Source organism: Aminobacterium colombiense DSM 12261 (genome assembly GCF_000025885.1).
Taxonomy (GTDB): domain Bacteria; phylum Synergistota; class Synergistia; order Synergistales; family Aminobacteriaceae; genus Aminobacterium; species Aminobacterium colombiense.
In genome coordinates this window covers 1,850,537-1,872,605 of sequence record NC_014011.1, presented here as the reverse complement: position 1 = coordinate 1,872,605, position 22,069 = coordinate 1,850,537, and the positions used below count along the sequence as shown (strand labels likewise).

Below are 22,069 nucleotides of genomic sequence, written 5' to 3'. Positions count from 1 at the left end.
ACGTCACCCCTTGTTCGAACTGTTATGGTGTTCGATCTCCTTCAACCTGCTTAAGATAAAGGGCATTTAATGCCATTTTGTTGATCAGAGAGTAAGTCATTTCTTTTTCTTCCTTCGACATGCCCTCTAGAATTTTGGACATTAAGTCCTCTAAAATTTGCTCAACGAATGGTATCACATTTTTACCCTGAAGAGTAAGAAAAACGAGATTCGCTCTGCCATCAATTTTACTTCGTTTTCTTTGAATATATCCAAGGCGTTCCAGCTTTTTTAGAGATCTTGCTGTAGTTCCCTTGTCAAAACCCAGTTCATTGCTCAGCTCTTCCTGTGTTTGGCCGTCACAGCGGCGCAGCATCAGCAAAAAAGAGTAATTACCACAGCCAAGACCGAGAGGTTGAAATGCCCGATCGAAAAGACATTGCATTTGCCTGTATAAACATGAGATCCACCGGCCGATATGGGGTTGCTGGGTCATTGGTTTTGTTCACTCCTTTCCATTTTAAGAGCTCCTAATTGTCGGGAAACAAGAGTTACCGTAACAAGAAAGGCAAGAGCATCCGCAGTGGGGAAGGCTAGCCATATGCCCTTTAAAAGGAAAAATCGCGGCAGAATAACCACGCAGGGAAGAAAGAAAATAACCTGTCTGGTCAAAGACAAAATAAGGGAAGCCCTGCCCTTTCCGAGGGCCTGAAACATGGACGAACCTGTAATTTGGAATCCCACAAGAAAGTAAGCCGTGATCACAATACGCAAAGAAGCACTTGCTTCTTTGATGAGAAGAAGATCTGTAGTGAAAAGCCTGACAACTTTTTCCGGGAAGAACATCCCGACCATAAAGGCACAAAAGGCAATGCATGATGCGGCTATAATTGCAAGGCGCGCGACATCTCGAGCGCGGTCGTACCGTCCTGCCCCATAGTTGAAGCCAAGTATGGGCTGTAATCCCTGGGAAACTCCCACAATGGGCAGAAAAGAAAAAGAGAGTGCCCGATGCAATATGCCATATACAGCTACTGAAATATCACTGCCGTAATGGATAAGGCTGTTATTGATAAAGACTATGATCATACTCCCTGAGGCCATGCGTACAAATTCCGCTGCCCCTACAGAGAGAATCTCTTTAATGTATTCCAATTGGGGTTGTCCATAGCGAAGGGCAAGTACAAGAAAGCTGTTTCCGGATAACAGAAAATAGTAACCCATCCAGCAGGCCATGGCTATCTGAGAGATCACGGTGGCTATGGCAGCCCCGCGAATGCCCATATTAAGCACAAAGATGAAGATAGGATCTAATATCATGTTCATGACAGCAGATATGATCATACTGATCATGGCAACCCTGGCATTGCCTTCTGACCGGGCCGCGTGGTTCAATGACATGCCAAATCCCACAAAGGGCAGGCCCATCAAAATGACCTGTAAATATTCTTCAGCGTAAGGAAGGATAGTAGGACTCGCGCCAAAAAGACGAAGGAGACGCTGTTGAGCAAGGGAACCCGTAATGAGAATGGTGGTGCTGAATATTAACGAGAGAAAGACCATGTTTCCAAGAGCCCTGTTCGCCTTTTCATATTTTTTGGCCCCAAGGCTGCGGGAAATAATGGAAGCGCCTCCTACCCCAATGGTAACGGCAAGAGATGAGGCCAATAATTGAATGGGAAAAACAATAGTCGTTCCCGCAAGGCCAAGAGGCCCCACACCCCGGCCTATAAAAATAGCATCGACTATATTGTAGGATGCCTGAACCAACATCCCTATAACCGCGGGGACGGAGAGCCGCCAAAGCAGCCGTCCCACCCGTTCTTTTGCAAGTAATTCACGCCGATCCATACTCATCCCTCCATGTTTATAAAACGAGAGATTAGTATAGAAGATATTCGTTGCATATGCAACTATTTTCCGGTGTCGGCCGTATGTTTCTTTCGGTTGACCTTGAACGCGTACATCCTCGAATCTGCTACTTTGACGGTTTCTTCAAGGCTGTCTGCGTCAGAAGGACAATGGGCGATACCATAATCAGCGAAAATAGGTGAATTTGCCCCGGCAAACCTATGCTGCATAATGCGGTTATAGAGACGTTCCATAATCTTTTTTGCCTTTGTTAAGGAAAGATCTGCAAAATAGATGAGAAATTCGTCTCCCCCTGTGCGGGCTACGTAATCTGTCTGCCGTAACCCTTCTCTGAGTATAGCGGCTATTTGCACAAGGGCTCTGTCCCCTCTGGCATGACCATAGGTATCATTAATCTTTTTAAAATTGCCAAGGTCAATGACGGCGATGGAGGCGCTCCCTTGGGTATGCTGAATGCGGGCATCCTCCTCGTGAAGGCGCTTAATCATATACCGGCGGTTCCAAAGTTCTGTCAGTGGATCTATCATGGCATCCCGTTCTGTTTTTTTAACCATGGCGTTAAGGGCCATGTTGACCCTTTCGAGCTCAAGGGTCTTCTCTTTTAAGTGAACATGTATTTTTTGCCGGCGTTCGTATTCAACTATAAAAAGAAAGATCGCAACAGAGAGAATCAGAACGACAATGCCTAAAAGGGTTCTGAAGCGGTTTTTTATGGCCTCTTCACGCCATTCCAGCATAGAAGCAGGGATCATTGAAACAATCTTCCATTCATAATCACGGGCTTCCTGTGTAAGAGCCATGGAGTCAAGGGGGCCTATGGTGACAAAGGTAAAAAGACCATCTGATGATTTGACCTGCCCCTGTTTCTGGGAGTAAATCGTTTTTGCTTCCTCGGGGTAAAGGGTAAAGAAATTCCTGGTTCGGTTCTTTTGAGTCTGTATCTCTTTTTCTATTTCCTGGTTCGAACTTTCCAGCCAGAAACCGTCTTTGTTGAGGAGCATAATATTTCCCATGGCAGAAGAGGAATAAAGGGTATCTAACAGATCACGAGCCAGATAGTTGATGATCAAAACACCGATCTTAGTATTGTTTCCTGCAAAAATAGGAGTTGCTATATGGAGCAGGGGCTTTAAGGAACCTTCCATCTCTTCATAGTTCAGATGAGGATTAAGAGGAGAGAGGTACACCTGGTTTCTTTCCAGTTTGATAGAGTGATTGAAGCAATGTTCCTCTGAACTTTTATCCCTTTTATGCGGAGGCACAATGACAGAGCTTCCATCCCTTTTTTCAATATGGATGAACTCCTGTCCAAACATGTCGATAATGCGGATTTGGTCATAATAGACCTTGTTTTCGATGAAAGAGCGAAAAAAATTTTCAATATATCCTTGCTCATGAGGTGATAATACGCCGTCAACCCATACATAGCTTGCTACGTGGTTTAAAAAGAACAGATCGCTAAGGACGGTATCCATGCGTTGGCGAGCAATTTCAAGGCGTGAGAGGCTGCTTTGGTATTCCAGACTCTCGAGCAGCTCCTGCTCTTGGGCGATTTCCATAGAATAGAAGCGCCCCATGAGCCATATCGTTGCTAGGAGAATAGGCAGTATCCATAGAGAGCGACGCAAGATGTTCCCTCTCATTTCTGTGGAGAGGTTGCTATTTGTATAATTGGGCAAAGAATCACACTCCTGAAAGGAAGAATATTGCTCTTTTAAGAAAATGATAAATTATTAAAAATAATACATGAAATTAAAAGGTATGGGAAGGGGGGGTAAATCTTTTTGCGGCTTGAATATATTTTATAAAAAAGGGGATTCCCCTGGTAGATGGAATCCCCTTGTATGTGTTCTTTATAACCTCATGTCGCCGGGGCGGATCTTTTTAACCTTCAGCAGAATAAGACAAAAAAGAGTGCTGAGGAGAGCAGGGAGTAGAAAGTGAAGGGTCACGATTCCCACCCATCCGGAGCCTCCCATGGTTGCTATGGTTCCAAATTGTCCAACCAGTCCGCTTGTTCCCATTCCCGCGCCCACCTTATTGTTTTCCATCTTAAAGACCATAGTGGCTACTGGTCCGAGAATGGCGGAAGCAAGGGTGGGAGGAACCCATATCCATGGATTGCGGATAATGTTGGGAATTTGAATCATGGATGTACCTAGCCCCTGGGAGATAAGTCCTCCCACACCATTATCCTTGTAGCTCTGGGCGGCAAATCCAATCATCTGACAGCAGCAGCCTACAGTGGCAGCTCCGGCGGCAAGGCCGTTGAGCCCCAGGGCTATGGCGAGAGCGGCACTGCTAATGGGAAGGGTAAGAATAATGCCCATGAGTACAGAAACCAGAATTCCCATAGGAAATGGATGGAGGCGCGTTGCCGTGTTGATGAGGGCTCCCAAAAAATTCATTCCCTGAGCAATCCATGGCCCGGTCAAATATCCCGCCAGCCCCCCGGCGAGGATTGTTGCGGCGGGGACAAGAACGATATCCACCTTCGTTTTCCCAGCGATGAGCTTGGTGACTTCTGCTCCCACAAGGCTCCCCACCAAGGCTCCCATGGGTTCTCCTATAGTTAGAATAGCCCCGTTGTCTGTAAAGTTGATAGATCCGGCCCCTATTGCTGCAGCAATTGAGGCAGCAAATACCCCCAATGGCGGTGATTTGACGCTAAGAGCGACGCCCGCCCCTATAGCTGGAGCCATAAGAAGTTGTGCTATTTTACCGAAGTGCTCAAGAATGGGAATAGAAAGAAAAGCGCCTAACTGTTTGAGGATAAGCCCAATAATGAGAGAAGCAAACAAACCCAGTGCCATTCCATTAAAAACATTGATAGCGTAGGAACGAAGATTTTTATTGCTCAACATGGAACAACTCCTTTACAAGTGTCTTGTCACTTGTAAAGGAGTATATAGGTTTTAACTCAATCCATCAAGTACCCTTTTTTCTTTAAAGCCGCGATTATCTTTTGAAACGTTGCATCATTAGGTACTTCCAATGTGTGAAAATGGGCGCCTCTTGTCAGGATTGATAAAGGTTCCGCCTTTGTCTGAATAACCTTTTCAATGAACTCTTCCACGTCCTCATGGTTTCGGAGCATGAGGTTGCCTATTATCTCGCCATATACGGGATGTTCTACCATGACATCAATAACAGTGGCTCCATTATCCACCATAATATCAAGTTCTTCTTTCATCTCTTTGATTCCAGTATGATTGCACATAATTGATCTTAGTGAGGAGGGTTGGTGTGGTGAAAGCATCATATATCCTTGGGGCGTTGCTATAATGTTATGCCCTTCTGCCCGCAACAGGGCTATATCCTGAACAATCACCTGCCGGCTCACATTGAAGGTTTCCGCAAGCTCGTTTCCCTTCACTGCTGATTGACTTGTATTGAGAATGTTAGAAATTCTCTTTCTCCGTTCAGGTCCCTTCACTTTTTATTCCTCCCCTATGGGTCAACTCAGATATTATAGCCTATTGGCAACATTCTTCGCAGAAGGGGCTTTACAAAGAATGCGGAGGGTCTTAATGTGAATGCATCAAGGGGGCGATTTAATTGTTCTGTGGATCGGAGCTCGCATCGTGGAGAAAGCGGATTATTCTTATACTCCTTACCTACTTTGCTATTTTTTCTTATTCTCATACTTTTTTCATGTTGCCGCCTTTTTTGAAAAAGGCCGGTCTGGAGCCTCAGCGCATTGGCTGGATCATCAGCGCTTTTTATCTTGCCGCTACACTATGCCGTCCCACCGCGGGGTGGTTTATAGACCGTTTCGGAATACGGAGAACCATGGTTGGGGCCTCGAGTATCTGCGTTGTTTCCGCCCTTTTGTTGGCTTTTACCGACCATACGCCTGGAATCCTCTATACTATTCGTCTTTTTATGGGAGGCGGTTTCAGTGTTTTTGTAGTCTCCACAACAACCTACCAATCCCTTGTCATTCCAGAGCGAATACGAGGTTCTGCCTTTGCTATTACAAGTATTGGGGGGGTAATGACAGCTTTTACCATTATTCCTCTGGCTGAACTTTTTATTAACCGGGGCTGGGACCTTCCCTATCTGCTCATGGCTTCCGCGGCATCCCTTTGGGCAATGTCCATGGCCTTTCTTCTCCCCCCTGTCCAGCAGGATTTTTCTTCGAACAAAACTCAAAAAACTTCTTATGCGGCTCTTTTCAAGGAAACGCCCATAAAATTTCTTCTGATTTCCTGTGTTTTCCTGGGACTTACGGATGCGTCCATTGCCTATGTATCAAGTCTTGCCATTGGCAGAGGTCTCAACCCATCAGTCTATATGGTGGCTATTTCCATCGGAGCGATTATTATCAGGCTCTTTGGCAGTGGGCTTTATGAGAGGGTACCGCGAACGGTCATAGCAGCTCCATCCTTTGGGGCCATGGGACTGGCCCTTTTCGGCGCTTCCTTCGCCGCTTCGAATTTCATGATCGCCTTCTTTGGTTTCCTCTACGGCGCTGCAGTTGGGTACGGATATCCCACTCACCTCGCCCTTATTGGAGATATGATTCCTGAGCGATTCAGAGGGAGGGCATCATCCATGGTGTATTTTTCCATGGATATCAGCTGGACCCTTCTGCCGGTCTATATTGGATATGCATCAGCCTTGGCAGGAATCTCGTGGGCGTTCAGGGGCTTTTCTCTCTTTGCTTTCGGGGCATCTATCCTGGTTTACTTTTTCCTTTGGAAAAGGATCGGCCAGAAGAAGGGCATACATCTCCATTGATCTTCTGTCCCCGGCAATAACGCGGGCCGTTTCCATCATGTCTATATTATATTCTTCGTGCATGGGAAACTGATCCTGGGGCCGGCGGCATCTGGCCAGGGGCATGATGCAGTCCTCAGGCGGGCAGAGAGGACACTGAATGGGCAGTTTGAACATGACAGCCTGTGAAAAACGTTTTGAAAAAGCTCCTTCAAGCTTTTTCATGGCCAGCCATATGGCTATTCTCCCCTTTCTTTCCACTTCTCGTTCTTCTCTCTTCAGCACTGGAAGGCCGATAAGGAACAGGCGGCGGAATTTTTCTACAAAGAGTCGGCTTTCTTGTATGGATCTCTGGACAAAATAGCCGCTGCTCATAGGACATGTGCGGTTTATGTTGCCAGGGCACTCGCCGCACCATTGTCGGGTTCTTTCATGAATAACCACATGGTCCCTGTTTCCTTCTAAGATCCATAGCCCCATCTCTTCAGCGAGAGCCTTTTCTTCCTCGAAAAGAAAGAAGGGTTTTCCTTTACCATGGAGGGGCATGGCCGGGGGCTCGAGCTTCAGCGCTTTTTGAACAACCGGCAGAAGATCGGTGACATTGCAGCTGTAATAGAGAAAAGGGGCTTTCAACGCGGAACGCAAGGCTGCGACGTCATGAACATTAACAGCCCTTCCGCCTATAAGGACGGGAATGGATTGTTTAACGGCCCAGGATATAAGAAAGTTCAGCTCATTTAAACATTCCTCTTCAGGACAGGAAAGGGCTAGAAGGCTAAAGGTTTTTCGAGAAAAGGCTTCTTCCAGGGTTTGGACAGTGATGTTTCCCCCCAGATCTATAAGGCAATACCCCTCTTCTCGCAGCTGCCTGGCAATAACATCTTTACCTATAGAGTAGCGGGAAGGAGCAACTGTTCCCAAACAAATTGTTACCATAGGGGCCCTCCAGCAAAAATCCAAATCCATGAAATAAGAAGAGATGTTAAAGTAACAGGTATGCCAATACGAGCGTGGTCCCTCCATGAAATAGCGAGTCCCAGATCCCTGGCCCCATTGATCACAATAATGTTGGCGATACTCCCTACGACGATGAGATTTCCTGCGAAGGTGCTGCTTAATGCCAGGATCGGTCCTGCCAGGGGGATCTTTGAGAGCGGAAGAAGCAGCATGACGGCGGGAACATTAGAAACCACATTAGAAAGGATGGCCGATATCCAGAAAAGCCAGCTTCCGTGCTGGAGAGAGATCCCTGCCATGTGCAGGCCTTTTTCTATGGCTGCGAGTCCTCCACTTTTTGCGAAAGCACCGTTTATAATAAAGAGACCTATGAACAGAACGATCAGTTGCCAGTCTACAAGGTTAAGGGCCTTGCGAGAGGCCATGGTACGGCTTGTTAACAGAATAGCCGCGGCACCTAGCGCTACCATGTCACGGGGCAGAGGGGCGAAAAGAAAAAGGACGACCACAACAGACAGAACAAGAATCCCCTTTGCAGTCTGCCAGCCCAGGAAAGGAAGGTTTACCTTCTGCGGCAGAGGAAGGGTTTCATGCCAATGTTGTCTATACAGGAAACAGACTATGCCCCAGAGAACAAAAAGAGATACAACCACTGGTATGAGGGCGAAAAGCATATAGGGTCCAAAGGGAAGAAGAAGGCTTTGACCGATAAGCATGTTTTGAGGATTGCCGATAAGGGTCAATGCCGATCCTATATTTGCGGCACAGGCCAGGGAGAGTAAGAAAGGAAGAGGATTTAGTCCCTTCTTGATGCAGATTTCTCCTAAGACAGGGGTCATGGCAAGGCATATGATGTCATTGGAAAGAAGGGCGGAAAGAGCGCTTGAGACGATAATAACCACGGCCAAAAGCTTTTGAGGGGGACCTTCGAGGTTTGCTGCCCTTTGGGTTATTATTGTATAAAATCCCCCTAGCCGTAATTGAGCGGAAATAATCATAAAGCCAAAAAGAAGCATTACTGTGGAGATATCCACAGCCTGGAAAAGGATCTCTGGGGGGAAAGGACTTGCAATAAGCAATATAATGGTTCCAAGCAGCACGATGCCGGTTCGGTCGAGAGCCAATGATGGAAATCGTCCGACGATCATGCCAAGATAGACGAGAATGAAAATAATATAAACAAGTCCCTTTCCTAGAAATATTGTTGTCATCATAAATAAAAGTCTAACAGAAGAAGGAGGGCAGTGGAATGGGCCTTCAGCGGGATTTTGCGTTTCTTCACTGTGCAGACCTGCACCTGGACAGTCCCTTTCGGGGGGTACGTTCTTATTCGCCGGCAATTGCGGGCATGCTGCAGGATGCGGTCTTTAAATCCTTTGAAAGAGTAGTTGACCTGGCACTGCGGGAGCGAGTGGATTTTGTGCTCCTTTCCGGAGATCTGTATGATAGCGCTGATAGAAGCCTCAGTGCCCAACTTGCCCTTAGGCGGCAGCTTCTTCGTTTAAGCCAGGCTGGAATATTCGTGTATATGGTTCATGGGAACCATGACCCCCTTTCTGGAGATCGGGCAAAATTAAGTCTCCCAGAGAGGGTTTTCCAATTTAAGGGTGAGGTAGAGGTCCGTCCCTTATACGGAAAAAATAATGCCCTTATCGGCCACATAGCAGGATATAGTTACCCCACTGGGGATGAAAGGGGCAATGTCGCCATTCAAATGGCAAAAGCCCTTGAAAGCAGGAAGGGATTTAATGTCGCCCTTCTTCACTGCAATGTAGGGGGCATGGAGGGCCACGAGAATTATGCCCCATGTTCTATTGAAGATCTTCGGGATTCTTCTGTGGATTACTGGGCTTTGGGGCATATCCATCGCCCCATGATTCTATCATGTGAAAATCCACTAGTGGTCTACCCGGGAACAATTCAGGGGAGGAGTGTAAGGGAAACGGGCCCTCGCGGATGCTACCTTGTGACGGTATCGGCACAGGGCTTCATCTCTCCGATTTTCTATCCTACAGATAAAATTCGCTGGTGGGAAGAAACCCTTGATATTTCCTCTGTGGAGGAAGAGCAGGTTCTCATGGATGCCCTCGAAAACCTTAGGGGAAAATACCGTAAGGAAGCGGAGGGCAGGGGCATTATGCTTCGTGTGACATTGACGGGAAATACGAGTCTTTACAGGCGATTAGGCCGGGATGAATTCATGGAAACCTTGATAAGGGAACTCAATAGGGAGGAAGAGGCCTTGTCCGACTTTGTATGGATTGAGGCCATCCAGAATAAAACCTGTCCTGATTATGCCATAGAAAACCTTCGGAAGACCCAGACCTTTGTGGGGGACTTTCTCAGAGAGATGGATACCGTCCGATCTCAGATACACGACAATGAAACACTTTTTGCACTTATGGATGAGGGCTTGGGGAATGGGAAATGGAGGCGCGGCGACCTGGAGCCCTACCTGCAAACCCTGGAAAGGGAAGACATTGCTCAAATTCTTGAAAAAGCCGCTATAAAGGGATTGGACGGGCTGCTTAAGGGGGAGAATGACCCATGCGTTTCATAGAGTTCAAAATCCGTAGTTTTGGTCTCCTCGAGAACATGGAAGGACATTTTCCTGCAGGTCTGTCTCTTATCCTTGGAGATAACGAGAGCGGTAAGACAACCCTGATGAGCTTTTTGCGATATAGCCTCTTTGGGTGCCCTGACGGACGTTCCAGCCGTAATCTATATGCCCCTCCCCACGGAGGAAAGCAAAAGGGAAGTTTAATTATTGAATCCCTCAAGGGCGAACGGTTTAGCCTGGTCATGAACGGCAGAAACTCAACTTTTTCAGGTGCGCGGAATGGAACAAGCCTTGAGGATCTTCTGGGATATGTGGATCGGGAAATGTATGAGCGTATCTTCTCCGTAGGTCTCGAGGATATGCAAAAGATACGTCCTCTCAATGATCGAGGAATACAAAGTCGTTTTTTTTCTGCAGGCGCCGGACTGGGTACAGCATCTCTTCCCACATTCCTTGCTTCCCTTTCCAATCAGGAAAAGGCCCTTTACAGAATTCAGGGCGGGGCCAGGTCATCTGCGGAGATCAATGTTTTCCTAAAAAAAATACAGGAGACAAAAGAACAAATAAAACTTCTCCAGCAACAAAAAGACGAGTATCTGCAAAAGAAAGAAGAATTGGAAAAGACAGGTCATCAGATAGAATCGGCGCGAAAAAACTTAGAAGCCATCCGTTACGATCTTTCCTTGATGGAATGGGTTGAAAAGGCCAGGTCTCCCTGGGTGGAAATGACGGAAGCACAGAGAAAGCTTGAAGAGATTGGTGAAGTTCTCTTTTTCCCAGACGAAGGTCTTCTGCGATTCAAAAAAATTCATGAGGAAGAAGGGGCTAGAGAAAGAGAACTTGAGGAACTGGTCTTCCAATGCCGAAACTTAGACAAGCAGCTTCAGGCCTTCCATATTCCCTCTATTCAGAAGGTCCTTGAACAGAAAGGCGCCATTCGGGCACTGGCTCAGAATCGAAATCGCATCGAAAAAGAAGAAGAAATCATTCAGAATCTCAGTTTAGATATTCTGTCGATGAAACAGCGTCTTGACCGTGAGGTACGGGAAATCCATCAGTCATGGACTATTGATGACCTGGAATCCCTTGATTTGTCTTTTGGCGTTTCCCAAAAAGCAGGGGATTTAGAAAAGCAGAAAGAAGATTTTCGCAATCAGCATGTCATACGTAATGAAACTTGCGAGCAGGCCCGAAAAGCCAGAGACGAAGCAAGGTCCCTGCTTAAAACACGAAAAGAGCATGTTGAGAAGATGGAACGAAATGTCTCCCCACTGTCAGTTCAGACATTGAGAGAGAAGTGCGGATCGTTACGCCAATTCTTCACCCGTTGGCATCAGATTCAAAATCAGATAAAAGAAAATGAAATGAATCTTGACCTTTTCCGGCAGAAAAAAGAGTTGCAGTGGGGAGGGGCAGCAGCAGGAACTTTAGGTTTAGCTTTTCTTGGAGCGGGCTACAGGACAGGAGACATATTCTTTTTGAAGACAGGGATAACAGCCATAGCTGCAAGCTTAGGTTTTATAATCGTGGATTTTTTCCAGAAAAGGAAGTTCTTCAATGAAAAAGAAGAGCTTCTTTGCCGCCTAAGAAAAAATCTTGTAGAAACAGAGGAAGAGCTTAGCCATACAGTGGAAGGCCTGGCGATAGAGTGCCCGAAGGATTATCTTGAGCTGGAGAAAGCAGAAATGTATATCGATGACTGTATTGACGGTATTCGTGAGTACGACCAGGCTCTTCAGTCCCAAAGGGATGCGGAGGAAGAACTGGGTCGCCGCCAAAGGAAACTCGAAGATTGCGAAAGCTCCCTCAACAGTATAAAAAAGCTTTTAGATCAAACTGATGCAGAGTGGAAAAGCTTTGTAGAGGAGAAAGGATTCTCCGCTTCATTGAAAGTAGAACATTGGACAGAATTTGAAAGCCTGGTCAAACAGCTTCGCGGCCGGCTTGCTCAGATAAGGGATATGGAAAAGCAGCTCTCCTCTTCTCAGGAGTATATATCAGCTAAGGAGGAGGAAATCCATTCTCTTTTCCGCTCACTGTCTTTAGGTCCATGGAGCAAGCTTAGTCTCGTCTCTCCTATCGATATTCTCACATCCCGCCTTGAAGAAGCAGAGGAGCAGTGGAACCAGATAACCATGATCCAACGAGAGAAAAAACGGAACGAGGAGATATACGAAAGAGCCCATAAGGCATGGAATGAAAGCAGAACGCTAAAAAAGGAATTGTTTGAGCAGGCGAAGGTTCACGATGAGCCGTCTTTTTTAGAGCTGGGTGAGAGATGGCAGCGCTGTAACGACCTGAAAAAGATCATTGAAAACCACAGGCTCTCTCTTCTTGCCATAGCTGGCGGAAACGAGAATCTCACAAAAGTTTTGGAGGAGCTCCCTAAAAGAACACCAGCAGAGTCGCAAATCCTCATAGGTGAGAGTAAAGAGCAGGAGCAGCTTCTTTCCCAGCAACTGGAGGAGCTGAATGAAGAGCGCGGTCATTTGAAAACCCGCATTGATGAACTGGAAAAAGACAAGGAATTAAGCGCATTGTTTTTAGAACGGGAGAAGCTGGAAGAAGAGCTTAGGCTCGCTCTTAAAGAATGGCTCGCCGTGGTGGCATGCCGCTGCGTTCTCGAGCAGACCCGTCAAAAACATGAACAGGAGCGACAGCCTGAAGTCTTTAAAAAGGCGGGGGATTTCCTTGAACTTATGACAGAAGGACGGTACTCCCTTATCTCTACAGCATCGGAAGAAGGGGGGTTTTCAGTAGAGCTTGAAGAAAAGTCGGGATTCCTTCGCAAAAAGGAAGATGTCTGGAGCAGCGGCCTCGCTGACCAGGTATATCTTTCTATCCGTCTGGCCCTGGCAGAGCTTTATGGAAAGAGAATGGAGCCCCTTCCCCTCATACTCGATGATGTTTTTGTTCGCTTTGATGAGAGGCGCCAGATTGGGGCGGCCAGGGTTGTTCTTGATGTAGCGTCAAGAGGGCAGATCCTCCTCTTCTCGTGCAGAAGGGATATAGAAGATGTGTTCCTCGAGGCAAGGGATGGCATGGCGCATAAATTTTCAACATATGAGATGAAAAACGGCAAAATTTTTTCTGTCCAACCGTGAGCAGCGAGGGAAAAGGCCTCTTCTCAGAGGGTCGTTTCCCTCATCTGTTCTCTATACGGAAATATCATTTTTTACTAAAAGGCCGCCTAATTGCTCAAGTTTAGGCCTTGCGTCGTCTGCTTTAAGCTGTCCCAGCTGGAATACCAGGGCATCGATAATGGTTAGGAGCGTTACTGTAGAGTAGTGATTCGTGTTCTGCGGGGCGAGTAGTACGGCAGAAGCCAGCGGTGCCGCGACATTCGAAAGATTGTTAGTTATCAATATAACGGGTATTGAGCGGCTGCGGACATATTTTACGGCATTGATAGTTCGTTTCGTATAGTGGGGACTCCCGGCCATTAAGGCGATAAATACGTCATCTTCAGTCATGTCATAAAGTTCATCAAAAAGATTGTCTGATCCGGAACCGTCGGCAAGATAAATATCTTTAAACAGTTGGTGCAAAAGGGCGTGAAGGTACACTGCGAGCCCCCGAGTTGAACGAAGTCCCAGAATGTAGATTCTGGAAGCATTTTGAAGGATTTGGATTGCTCGAGGAAAACTTTCGGCCAAATGCTGACTGTAGAGTGTCTGTAAGCTTTGAATATTTTCTTTAATAACGTGATCGAGAACGTTTAAACCGGAGTCTCCAGCTATGTTTTTCCGCAAACGATCGAGAGGAGGAGGAGTTGTAGAGGTAAGAACATGCTGAATCTCTTCTTTCATCTCCGTATAGCTTTTAAAACCGAGGCTTCCCGCAGTCCGTATCACAGTGGCATTACTTGTTTTTGTGGCCAGGGCTACTTCTTCCACTTTCATAAAGGCTGCCTGTTGGTAATGGGCGAGGATATAATCGCAAACGTTTTTTTGTTGTGAGGGCAACTTAAGGCTCGTTTCTCTCATATGTTCAAAGAGGTCTTTTTCACTGCTTTTTTTTTCAATAGAAACATCCTGTTTTCTATTGTGCATTCTGTCCCTCCTTTCTAGAAGGCATAATGTATACATTTACACATTCTCTGTATCCTCAGTTGACATTCTCTCCCCTTAAAATTATAGTGAGTATATTCTGAAATTCAATATATCACTTTTAAAATCTTTGATATCCATAAATATCAAAAGATAGATAAGTCCCTATAGGTGGAAAAAACTGCTCAAAGTTCCGTTGGTCAATCGAAGGCCAAGGGTTTTGTCTCTGTAATTTTAGGAGTTTATTAATCCATACTCTAAATGAAGGGGGAAAAAGCATGCGAAAATATGCAAGAGGTTTTGTGGTTTTTCTAACACTAGTACTGGTTTTAGGGATTTCTGTATCAGCTATGGCGGTAGAGCGCTACTCTTTCGCTACAGGAGGAACAGCGGGGACGTATTATCCTATCGGTTCGGCAATCGCATCTATCATCACAAAATACGTGCCTGGCATCGAGGTTACAGCAGAGTCAACCGGCGCTTCCGTGGCGAATCTGAAAATGATCCGCGAAGGCAAGGTAGAGCTTATGATGGGTGCTTCAAACACCAGTTTTGGAGGATACAGCGGCCAGCCCCCATTTGAAAATGAGCCCGTGGAGAATATTCGAGGTATTGCCTGTCTTTATCCTGAAATTTTCCAGTTTGTCGTATTAAAGGGGTCTAATCTGAAAACCGCCAAGGATCTTGCCGGCAAGAAGGTTGCTGTTGGGGCTCCTGGAAGCGGAACAGAACGGACGGCAAAAATGGTTCTTGAGGCTCACGGACTGGATTACGATAAATTCTCTCCTCAGTTCCTCAACTTTGGCGAAGCCATTACAGCCCTGAAAGACCGCCTTATCGATTGTGCGGTAATAGGCTCAGGCATTCCCACATCAGCGGTTGTTGATGCTTCTACAACCCTTGACATCCAGCTTCTTACCCTTGATGCAGACATAATGAATGAATTTTTGAAAGAGCGCTCCTATCTCGCAATGATCAATATCCCTGCAGGAACGTACCGCGGTGTTGATGAAGATGTAGCGGCTGTAGCAAGCCCCGCACTGTTTGTCGCTCGCGAAGACCTTCCTGAAGACACTATCTATCAGATAACAAAGGCTTTCTTCGACCATCTTGATGTCGTTGCAGACTCTCACGTTCAGGGTAAAATGATCAGTTTTGAAACTGCGCTAAGCGCTATGTCTATTCCTCTTCATGCCGGTGCCGCAAAATATTATGAAGAAAAAGGCGTAGATGTAAGCAAGTGGGTTGTTAAATAAGCGAAAAAACGATTAGAAGAGAGGGGTATGCCCTTGTACCCCTCTCTTCTTAATTGAGGACGGTAAAAATGAGAAAGAGGGTTTTAGCAAGTCTCTTTTTTTCAGGTGCAGTAGTGATTTTGTATTTTCTCTTCTTCTCTCCCGTACTTGTTTTGAGTGTAAAAAATTACAAAACAGATCAGATATTGTATCGACAGAAAATACTGGCTGGTTATTCCTTCGCCACCTGTATTCGGCATTCAGTTCATTTGACACCTGTATATGAATTTTACAGGGTTGACGGGAGCGGCAGCATACTGGTGGTGGAAACAAGGCTTCAGGATCTGGGATGGGGTGTTCCTTCCACATGTGACCAGACGGTTCATTTTGAAAATGGTTATATGGTTATTCAAGGGCTCAATATACCTCTGGATCTAGTTCCTTTCAGGATTAGCTATATAGCTGAACCACGCCTGCTTTTAGATGGCGGCCGGCGGGAAATTGATTTGAAGCTATATTTTGACGATATGGAGCGCATGGACGTATTGGTCGAAAAAATATCGTATTTTCAGTACTTAAGACGAGGTGAGTCCGATGTTTTTCAAGAGAAAAAAACAGGAAGAGCTTACTCCTGAAGAAAAACTTAAAGAGCTCAACGAAAAATTTGAAAGAAAGAGGAACTTGACAGGTATTTCCGCACGAATTTGCAGCATTTTGGCCATATGCATGTCTTTATATCATATGTATTCGTCCGGAGTGCATATGCTTCCTCAGTTTCAGCATAGAGCCATACACCTGGCCTTTGCCCTTGCTTTGACATTCTTTATTTTCCCGGCAACGAGCAAACAGAAAGACAAAATTCCCCTATGGGATATTGGGGCAATCCTTTTTTCACTGGGAGTGGGTGTCTATCTTACCTTAGACTACATGAATATCGTTTTTCGAATGGGGGATCCCGCAACAAGAGATATTATCATAGGAGCCATTATGATCTTTATAGTACTGGAGGCAACCCGCCGAACTATGGGTTGGCCTCTTGTCATTGTTGCAGTGAGCTTCCTTCTCTATGCTTTTTTTGGGCACCTTATTCCCGGGACCCTTGGCCACAGGCAATATGAAGTAGCGCGAATTATAGAGCATATGTTCTTGACAAGTGAAGGAATATATGGGGTAGCTATTTATGTAACGGCTACATTCGTGTTCATATTCATACTTCTGGGCTCTTTTCTTACCGAGACCGGCGGGGCCCAGGCTTTTATTGACCTGGCCTTTTCCATTACCGGCCGGTATCGCGGCGGCCCTGCTAAAGCTGCGGTTGTTGCAAGCGGCCTTATGGGAACTATATCGGGAAGCTCTTTTGCCAATGTGGCTGGAACAGGAACTTTTACGATTCCACTCATGAAAAGTGTAGGGTATAAGCCTGAATTTGCTGGCGGAGTAGAGGCTTCCGCTTCCACGGGCGGTCAGATTATGCCGCCCATTATGGGAGCCGCGGCTTTCGTAATGGCAGAAATGACAGGAGTTCCTTATGGAAAGTTGATTATCCACGCAGCTATACCAGCCATTTTGTATTATGTTGCTGTTTTTATTATGGTTGACATGGAAGCGGCCAAGCTCAAGCTTTATGGAATGAAAAAGAGTGAACTCCCTGTTTTTTCAAAAGTATTCAAAGATGGTGCTTTTTTACTTCTGGCCCCCCTAAGTATTGTCTACATGCTTTTAGCAGGGTACTCGCCAATAAAGGCTTCTGTTACAGCTGTTCTGATCGTTATTATTACGAGCTCTTTTAGAAAGGCTACGCGGCTTTCATTTAAGTCCTTTTTGAGAGCGTTGGATCTGGGGGCGAGGGGTGCCCTGAGCGTAATCGCGGCATGTGCTGTGGCAGGTCTCATTGTAGGAACGGTAACATTGACAGGGCTGGGGCTCAAGTTTGCCGATTTCATTATCGTTTTGTCTGGAGGAAGCCTTTATTTAGCTTTATTCCTCACCATGATCGCTTCTCTTATTATGGGTATGGGTATGCCTACCACGGCTCTCTACATTATTTTGGGATCCATGGTAGCGCCGGCTCTGGTAAAGCTGAATATACCTGTTGTTGCCGCTCACCTCTTTATTTTTTATTTCGGCTGCATGGCGTCTGTCACCCCTCCTGTGGCTCTCAGTTCCTATCTGGCTGCGGCCATTGCCAGAGCGGATTCTGTTAAAACTGCATTGCAGGGGCTTAAACTTTCTTCATCTGCATTTATATTGCCCTTCGTTTTTGCCCTGTCCCCCCGCATTTTGCTTCTGGATACCACTGTCGGGGCTGCCATAATGGCTACTGTTACCGCAACTTTAGGGGTTATGGCCCTGTCTGCCTGTCTGGAAGGATACTTTATGGGAAACCTTTCCCTCTTTGTGAGGGTTGTTGCGGGAGTTGCGGCTATTTTCCTTATTGATCCAGGCTGGAAAGGCGATATTGTCGGTCTGGTTCTTCTTTCAGCAATTATTTTTCTCCAGGTCAATGCCCGCAAGAAAAAGCGGGATCTAAAAGGTGAGGTGGATCCACTTGAATAGAGTTGCTGTCCTCGGAGCCGGAAACGGCGGATTAAGTATAGGGGCTTTTTTATCACTGAGCGGATGTAGCGTACAGCTTTTTGATAAATTCCCAGCGGCGATCGAGCAAATCAGAGAGGCTGGCGGCGTTACCCTTAAAGGGGTTTCTCGTACCGGTTTTGCTAAGTTTGACATGATAACCACAAATGTAGTGGAAGCCATAGAGGGTTGCCGCATGATCCTTGTGGTCACTCCGGCCTTTGCCCACAGGGAACTGGCAGAGACGATGGCCCCCTATCTTGATAGGGGACAGAAAATCGTTTTGAACCCGGGTCGAACTGCCGGAGCCATAGAGTTTCATATGAGAGCGAAGGCTATCAATCCCAAAGCAGATTTTGTAGTGGCAGAGGCTCAGTCCCTCATTTACGCCTGCCGTAAAACGGGACCTGCAGAAGTCACTATTTTCAAGGTTAAAAATGAAATGGCTTTGGCTGCTCTTCCCGCCACGAGAACAGAGGAAGTGCTTCAGGAACTGAAGCCTTTCTACCCTCAGTTCATCGCGGCAGAAAATGTTCTCGAGACAAGTCTGCTTAATATTGGGGCTATTTTTCATCCTACACCCGCCTTGCTCAACATCGCAAGAATAGAAAACAAAGAACTTTTTGAGTATTACATGGATGGCATCACCCCTTGTGTAAGCAACGTTTTAGAGCGGATCGACGCAGAGCGTGTGGCTGTTGCCAAAGCTTTTGGCGTAAAGACGATGACATGTATTGAATGGCTTGAGGATGTCTACGGGTCTCCCCATACAGACAGTGATTCTATTTATGAAGCCGTACAGAAACAGGACGGCTACCGAGGCATCGAAGCCCCTCAAAATCCTTTCGCCAGGTACATTTCTGAGGATGTCCCCATGAGCCTGGTTCCCCTGGCAGAGTTTGGACGCATTACCGGTGTTCCTACTCCCACCATGAACCTGATGATTGATCTTGCCAACCTGATCCATCAGAAGGATTATCGGGCAGAAGGAAGAACTCTCGCCCGTCTGGGGCTAGAAGGGGTTTTTCTTGATGATTTGAAAAAGTTTGTCGCAACAGGTACGCCGCTGCCATAAAGAGAGAGTAAATATAGGGGGAAGGGCGAAAATGCTCTTTCCCCTATTGTTTATTTGGGAAATAGCGGTCCCAGTGCAGAATTTTGCCACGGTGCGGTTTCCCCTTCTGCTTGAGGTGGAAAATGGGCCTCCCACCGCTCACGGCGTGCAATGGAAGATGTTGAGCCACCTTTGTCCCATACATAATGGAAAAGCCGGAATGAGCGCCCTTCACGGCATATCCGCAATAGCCCATTGAGAGCAGGGCCAGATGGCTTTCATAATCTTCTATAGGAACCTCAATGTGGTCGTGGGTATAGATGCAGGGAGCGTTTTTGAGGTTTTTGTGAAGGATGAAGCGTAGATATCCTCCATACTTTTCTTTGAGATCCACAATGTGGAAGCCGGACCGAAGAACATTCCTAAGGCTGAAAACGTTAAGAGGAGAAATAGTGCAATGGAGGTGATAGCGTTCGGGATAGAGGATCCCTTCTGCCTTAAGAAAAGTAAAATGCTGAATATAGTTGCCGCGAAAGTTTTTTTCAGTGATGCAAAAATCCATTACCGCCGCATGTTCTTTTTCTGCCAACGGCAATCGCAGGTCTGCGAGGGCTTCTTCCATATATTTCCCTTCATAGGAAACAGCGCGCATGGCCACCAGGCGGTTTCCAGAAAAAATTCCAATAACGAACCCTTCTCCCCTTATACTTTCTTCTATTGTGTGAACTGCGCAGAAAATATTTTCATCGCCAATTTCCTGAGCGATCTTTTCATGAAGGGCAAGAGCTAAAGGAGTTTCCCTTTCAGAAAGCAGCCTCATATGGCATAAGATGTTCTTTCGAACTCCTTTTTCTTTTTTGACCAAAAAAAACTCTTCATTCAAAATATGATCCATACAGCCACCTCTTTCTTATAATAAAATGAAAGTAGGAATACTTTGAATCATGGAACGATTATACATGAAAATTATAAAAGTCAAGAAACTTGTGAGGGGCATATGGCTGGAATTTCCTGTCTTAGGATAAAAAAAGGAAGAATAAGGAGCCAAAATATTTCTGACCATTATTGACAATAAGTAATGGGCGAGTGTAATATATTGGTCAACAAAGGTCAAAACTGGGAGGGATAAAGGATGAAAAAAGCTGTTGGTATTGATCTTGGAACGACCAATTCTGTTATTGCAGTGGTAGAGGGCGGAGTTCCTACTGTTATCGCCAATTCAGAAGGAAGCCGGACAACCCCGTCTGTAGTCGCCTATACCAGAGATGGGGAGCGTTTGGTGGGAGCTATGGCAAAACGGCAGGCGACCTTAAATCCCGATGGAACCCTTTTTTCTGTGAAGCGTTTTATAGGGCGTACTTACGATGAAGTAACATCAGAGATGAAAATAGTTCCCTACAAAGTCAAGGAAGGACCGAACAAGGCGGTACGATTTGAGGCCTGGGGCAAAGAATATGCTCCAGAGGAGATAAGCGCCCAGGTGCTGAAAAAATTGGTCAGCGACGCGAGTTCGTACCTTGGGGATGCCATTACAGATGTTGTCATTACCATACCGGCATACTTTAACGATGCCCAGCGGCAGGCAACGAAAGACGCGGCATCCATTGCCGGCTTAAATGTGCTCAGAATCATCAATGAACCCACAGCTGCGGCTCTTGCCTACGGCCTTGAAAAACAGAAAGAGCAGAAGATTCTTGTTTTTGATTTGGGCGGCGGAACCTTTGACGTTTCCATCCTCGATATCGGCGAGGGGGTTGTCGAAGTGTTGGCCACTTCTGGTGATACCCACCTCGGCGGTGACGATTTCGATAAAGTTCTCGTGGATTATATCGCAGATGAATTTAGAAAAGAAAATGGCATTGATTTGAGAAAAGATCGTCAGGCCCTTCAGCGGCTTTATGAAGGGGCGGAAAAGGCGAAATGCGAGCTTTCCGGGAGAACGTCTACAGAGATCAGTCTGCCCTTTATTACTGCTGACGCTACTGGACCCAAGCATCTAAGCATGAATCTGACCAGGGCTAAATTAGAGCAGCTTACGGAACCGCTAGTGAAACGATGTCTTAAGCCCATGCAAGATGCTCTTGCCGGAGCCAAACTGTCTGCTTCGGATATCGATGAAGTTGTTCTTGTGGGAGGGGCTACGCGAATGCCCGCTGTACAGGCCATTGTTAAAGAGTTTACAGGGGGAAAAAATCCAAATATGTCTGTTAATCCCGATGAGGTCGTGGCTATGGGAGCGGCTATCCAGGCTGGTATTTTAAAGGGTGAAATGAAAGATGTTCTTCTTCTCGACGTCATTCCCCTGTCTCTTGGAGTGGAGACCATGGGAGGCGTTATGACAAAGGTCATCGAGAAGAATACCACCATCCCTTATAAAAAGACTGAGACCTTCACAACAGCTGAAGACAACCAGCCGGCGGTGGACATTGTCATTCTCCAGGGAGAGCGGGAAATGGCTGCGGATAACAGAGTTCTCGGTAATTTTAAATTAGAGGGCATACGAAGGGCCCCTCGAGGCATTCCTCAAATAGAAGTGACCCTCGATGTCGATGCTAATGGAATCCTGAAAGTTTCGGCACGAGATAGAGATACGGGAAAAGAACAGCAGATTACCATAGCCGGTTCTACCAACCTCGATAAAAAAGAGGTGGAACGGATGGTGCGGGAAGCTCAGGAGCATTCTGCGGAAGACCGTAAAAAAAGGGAAAGGGCTGATGCTAAGAATGAACTGGAAACCCTTACATACAGACTGGAGAAAGAACTGACTGAAAAAGAAAGCATCCTTGAGCCGGCCCAAAGATCCAGGGCCCGTAATTTGCTGGAGGAAGGGAAAGATCTGCTCAAAAAACCTGATGCAACAGTCGAGAGCATGAAGGTAAGCATATCTGAACTGCAACAGGTCCTTCAGGTGGTAGCTTCCGCTGAACCGGGCAATCAAAAAGAAGGTCAAGGGGAAGGCAGCCAGTCTGAAGATGTGGTGGATGCTGAATTTACTGATTCAGGCCAGGGGAGCGATAGTTAAGGAAAGTAGGTATGGTCAGGTGGTCCTCTGTTACAATATGGTATA

16 protein-coding genes and 1 pseudogene are annotated in these 22,069 nt (G+C 46.3%); 8 read left to right on the top strand and 9 right to left on the bottom strand.

Annotated features, from left to right (window positions below; translation table 11 throughout):
• Positions 1–22: 22 nt before the first annotated feature.
• From AMICO_RS09250 to AMICO_RS09230, 5 genes are all read right to left on the bottom strand, one after another.
• Positions 23–475: a MarR family winged helix-turn-helix transcriptional regulator gene (locus AMICO_RS09250; protein WP_013049192.1), complete on the bottom strand. Its 453-nt coding sequence runs from the start codon at positions 473–475 to the stop codon at positions 23–25.
• A complete protein-coding gene (locus AMICO_RS09245; protein WP_013049191.1) occupies positions 472–1,830 on the bottom strand; it encodes an MATE family efflux transporter in 1,359 nt (452 codons plus the stop codon). The genes AMICO_RS09250 and AMICO_RS09245 overlap by 4 nt, the downstream gene beginning before the upstream one ends.
• A gap of 62 nt (positions 1,831–1,892) precedes the next feature.
• Positions 1,893–3,530 (bottom strand): sensor domain-containing diguanylate cyclase, encoded by a 1,638-nt coding sequence (locus AMICO_RS09240; protein ID WP_013049190.1) that lies wholly within the window; start codon positions 3,528–3,530, stop codon positions 1,893–1,895.
• Between the two features lie 174 nt (positions 3,531–3,704).
• A complete protein-coding gene (locus tag AMICO_RS09235; RefSeq protein ID WP_013049189.1) occupies positions 3,705–4,715 on the bottom strand; it encodes a PTS sugar transporter subunit IIC in 1,011 nt (336 codons plus the stop codon).
• A gap of 56 nt (positions 4,716–4,771) precedes the next feature.
• Positions 4,772–5,287, bottom strand: a complete 516-nt coding sequence (locus tag AMICO_RS09230) for a transcription repressor NadR (protein WP_013049188.1) — start codon at positions 5,285–5,287, stop codon at positions 4,772–4,774.
• 122 nt (positions 5,288–5,409) lie between these two features.
• Here AMICO_RS09230 and AMICO_RS09225 point away from each other — a divergent pair, with 122 nt between their 5' ends.
• The gene (locus AMICO_RS09225) at positions 5,410–6,594 is read left to right on the top strand and encodes an MFS transporter (RefSeq protein ID WP_013049187.1); all 1,185 of its coding nucleotides are present in this window, start codon (positions 5,410–5,412) and stop codon (positions 6,592–6,594) included.
• A 33-nt stretch (positions 6,595–6,627) separates the two neighbouring features.
• On the opposite strand, the pseudogene AMICO_RS10330 reads toward AMICO_RS09225, so the two are convergent.
• Positions 6,628–7,053, bottom strand: a pseudogene (locus AMICO_RS10330) (DUF2284 domain-containing protein); the annotation flags it as partial.
• A 449-nt stretch (positions 7,054–7,502) separates the two neighbouring features.
• Complete coding sequence (locus tag AMICO_RS09210; protein ID WP_013049185.1) at positions 7,503–8,744, bottom strand: ArsB/NhaD family transporter; 1,242 nt, start codon at positions 8,742–8,744, stop codon at positions 7,503–7,505.
• A gap of 35 nt (positions 8,745–8,779) precedes the next feature.
• Here AMICO_RS09210 and AMICO_RS09205 point away from each other — a divergent pair, with 35 nt between their 5' ends.
• A complete protein-coding gene (locus AMICO_RS09205; protein WP_013049184.1) occupies positions 8,780–10,090 on the top strand; it encodes a metallophosphoesterase family protein in 1,311 nt (436 codons plus the stop codon).
• Positions 10,078–13,194 (top strand): ATP-binding protein, encoded by a 3,117-nt coding sequence (locus AMICO_RS09200; RefSeq protein ID WP_013049183.1) that lies wholly within the window; start codon positions 10,078–10,080, stop codon positions 13,192–13,194. The genes AMICO_RS09205 and AMICO_RS09200 overlap by 13 nt, the downstream gene beginning before the upstream one ends.
• A 51-nt stretch (positions 13,195–13,245) precedes the next feature.
• Here the strand turns inward: AMICO_RS09200 and AMICO_RS09195 are convergent, their stop codons facing one another.
• The gene (locus AMICO_RS09195; RefSeq protein ID WP_013049182.1) at positions 13,246–14,142 is read right to left on the bottom strand and encodes a MurR/RpiR family transcriptional regulator; all 897 of its coding nucleotides are present in this window, start codon (positions 14,140–14,142) and stop codon (positions 13,246–13,248) included.
• Positions 14,143–14,417: 275 nt separating this feature from the next.
• Between AMICO_RS09195 and AMICO_RS09190 the strand changes: the two genes are divergently transcribed.
• The 4 genes from AMICO_RS09190 (at position 14,418) to AMICO_RS09175 (ending at position 19,023) form a co-directional block, all read left to right on the top strand.
• Positions 14,418–15,395, top strand: a complete 978-nt coding sequence (locus AMICO_RS09190) for a TAXI family TRAP transporter solute-binding subunit (protein WP_013049181.1) — start codon at positions 14,418–14,420, stop codon at positions 15,393–15,395.
• Positions 15,396–15,463: 68 nt separating this feature from the next.
• The gene (locus AMICO_RS09185; RefSeq protein WP_013049180.1) at positions 15,464–16,009 is read left to right on the top strand and encodes a DUF1850 domain-containing protein; all 546 of its coding nucleotides are present in this window, start codon (positions 15,464–15,466) and stop codon (positions 16,007–16,009) included.
• Positions 15,969–17,930 carry a TRAP transporter permease gene (locus AMICO_RS09180; protein ID WP_041459392.1) on the top strand — a complete coding sequence of 654 codons (1,962 nt, stop codon included), beginning with the start codon at positions 15,969–15,971 and terminating at the stop codon, positions 17,928–17,930. The genes AMICO_RS09185 and AMICO_RS09180 overlap by 41 nt, the downstream gene beginning before the upstream one ends.
• Positions 17,923–19,023 (top strand): NAD/NADP-dependent octopine/nopaline dehydrogenase family protein, encoded by a 1,101-nt coding sequence (locus tag AMICO_RS09175; protein WP_013049178.1) that lies wholly within the window; start codon positions 17,923–17,925, stop codon positions 19,021–19,023. The genes AMICO_RS09180 and AMICO_RS09175 overlap by 8 nt, the downstream gene beginning before the upstream one ends.
• A gap of 43 nt (positions 19,024–19,066) precedes the next feature.
• Here AMICO_RS09175 and AMICO_RS09170 read toward each other — a convergent pair whose 3' ends face one another.
• Entirely contained in the window at positions 19,067–19,897 is an 831-nt protein-coding gene (locus tag AMICO_RS09170) for a hypothetical protein (RefSeq protein ID WP_013049177.1), read from the bottom strand.
• A 237-nt stretch (positions 19,898–20,134) separates the two neighbouring features.
• Between AMICO_RS09170 and dnaK the strand changes: the two genes are divergently transcribed.
• Positions 20,135–22,024, top strand: coding sequence for a molecular chaperone DnaK (dnaK, locus tag AMICO_RS09165; RefSeq protein WP_013049176.1), 1,890 nt, complete (start codon positions 20,135–20,137; stop codon positions 22,022–22,024).
• The last annotated feature ends 45 nt before the right edge of the window (positions 22,025–22,069 follow it).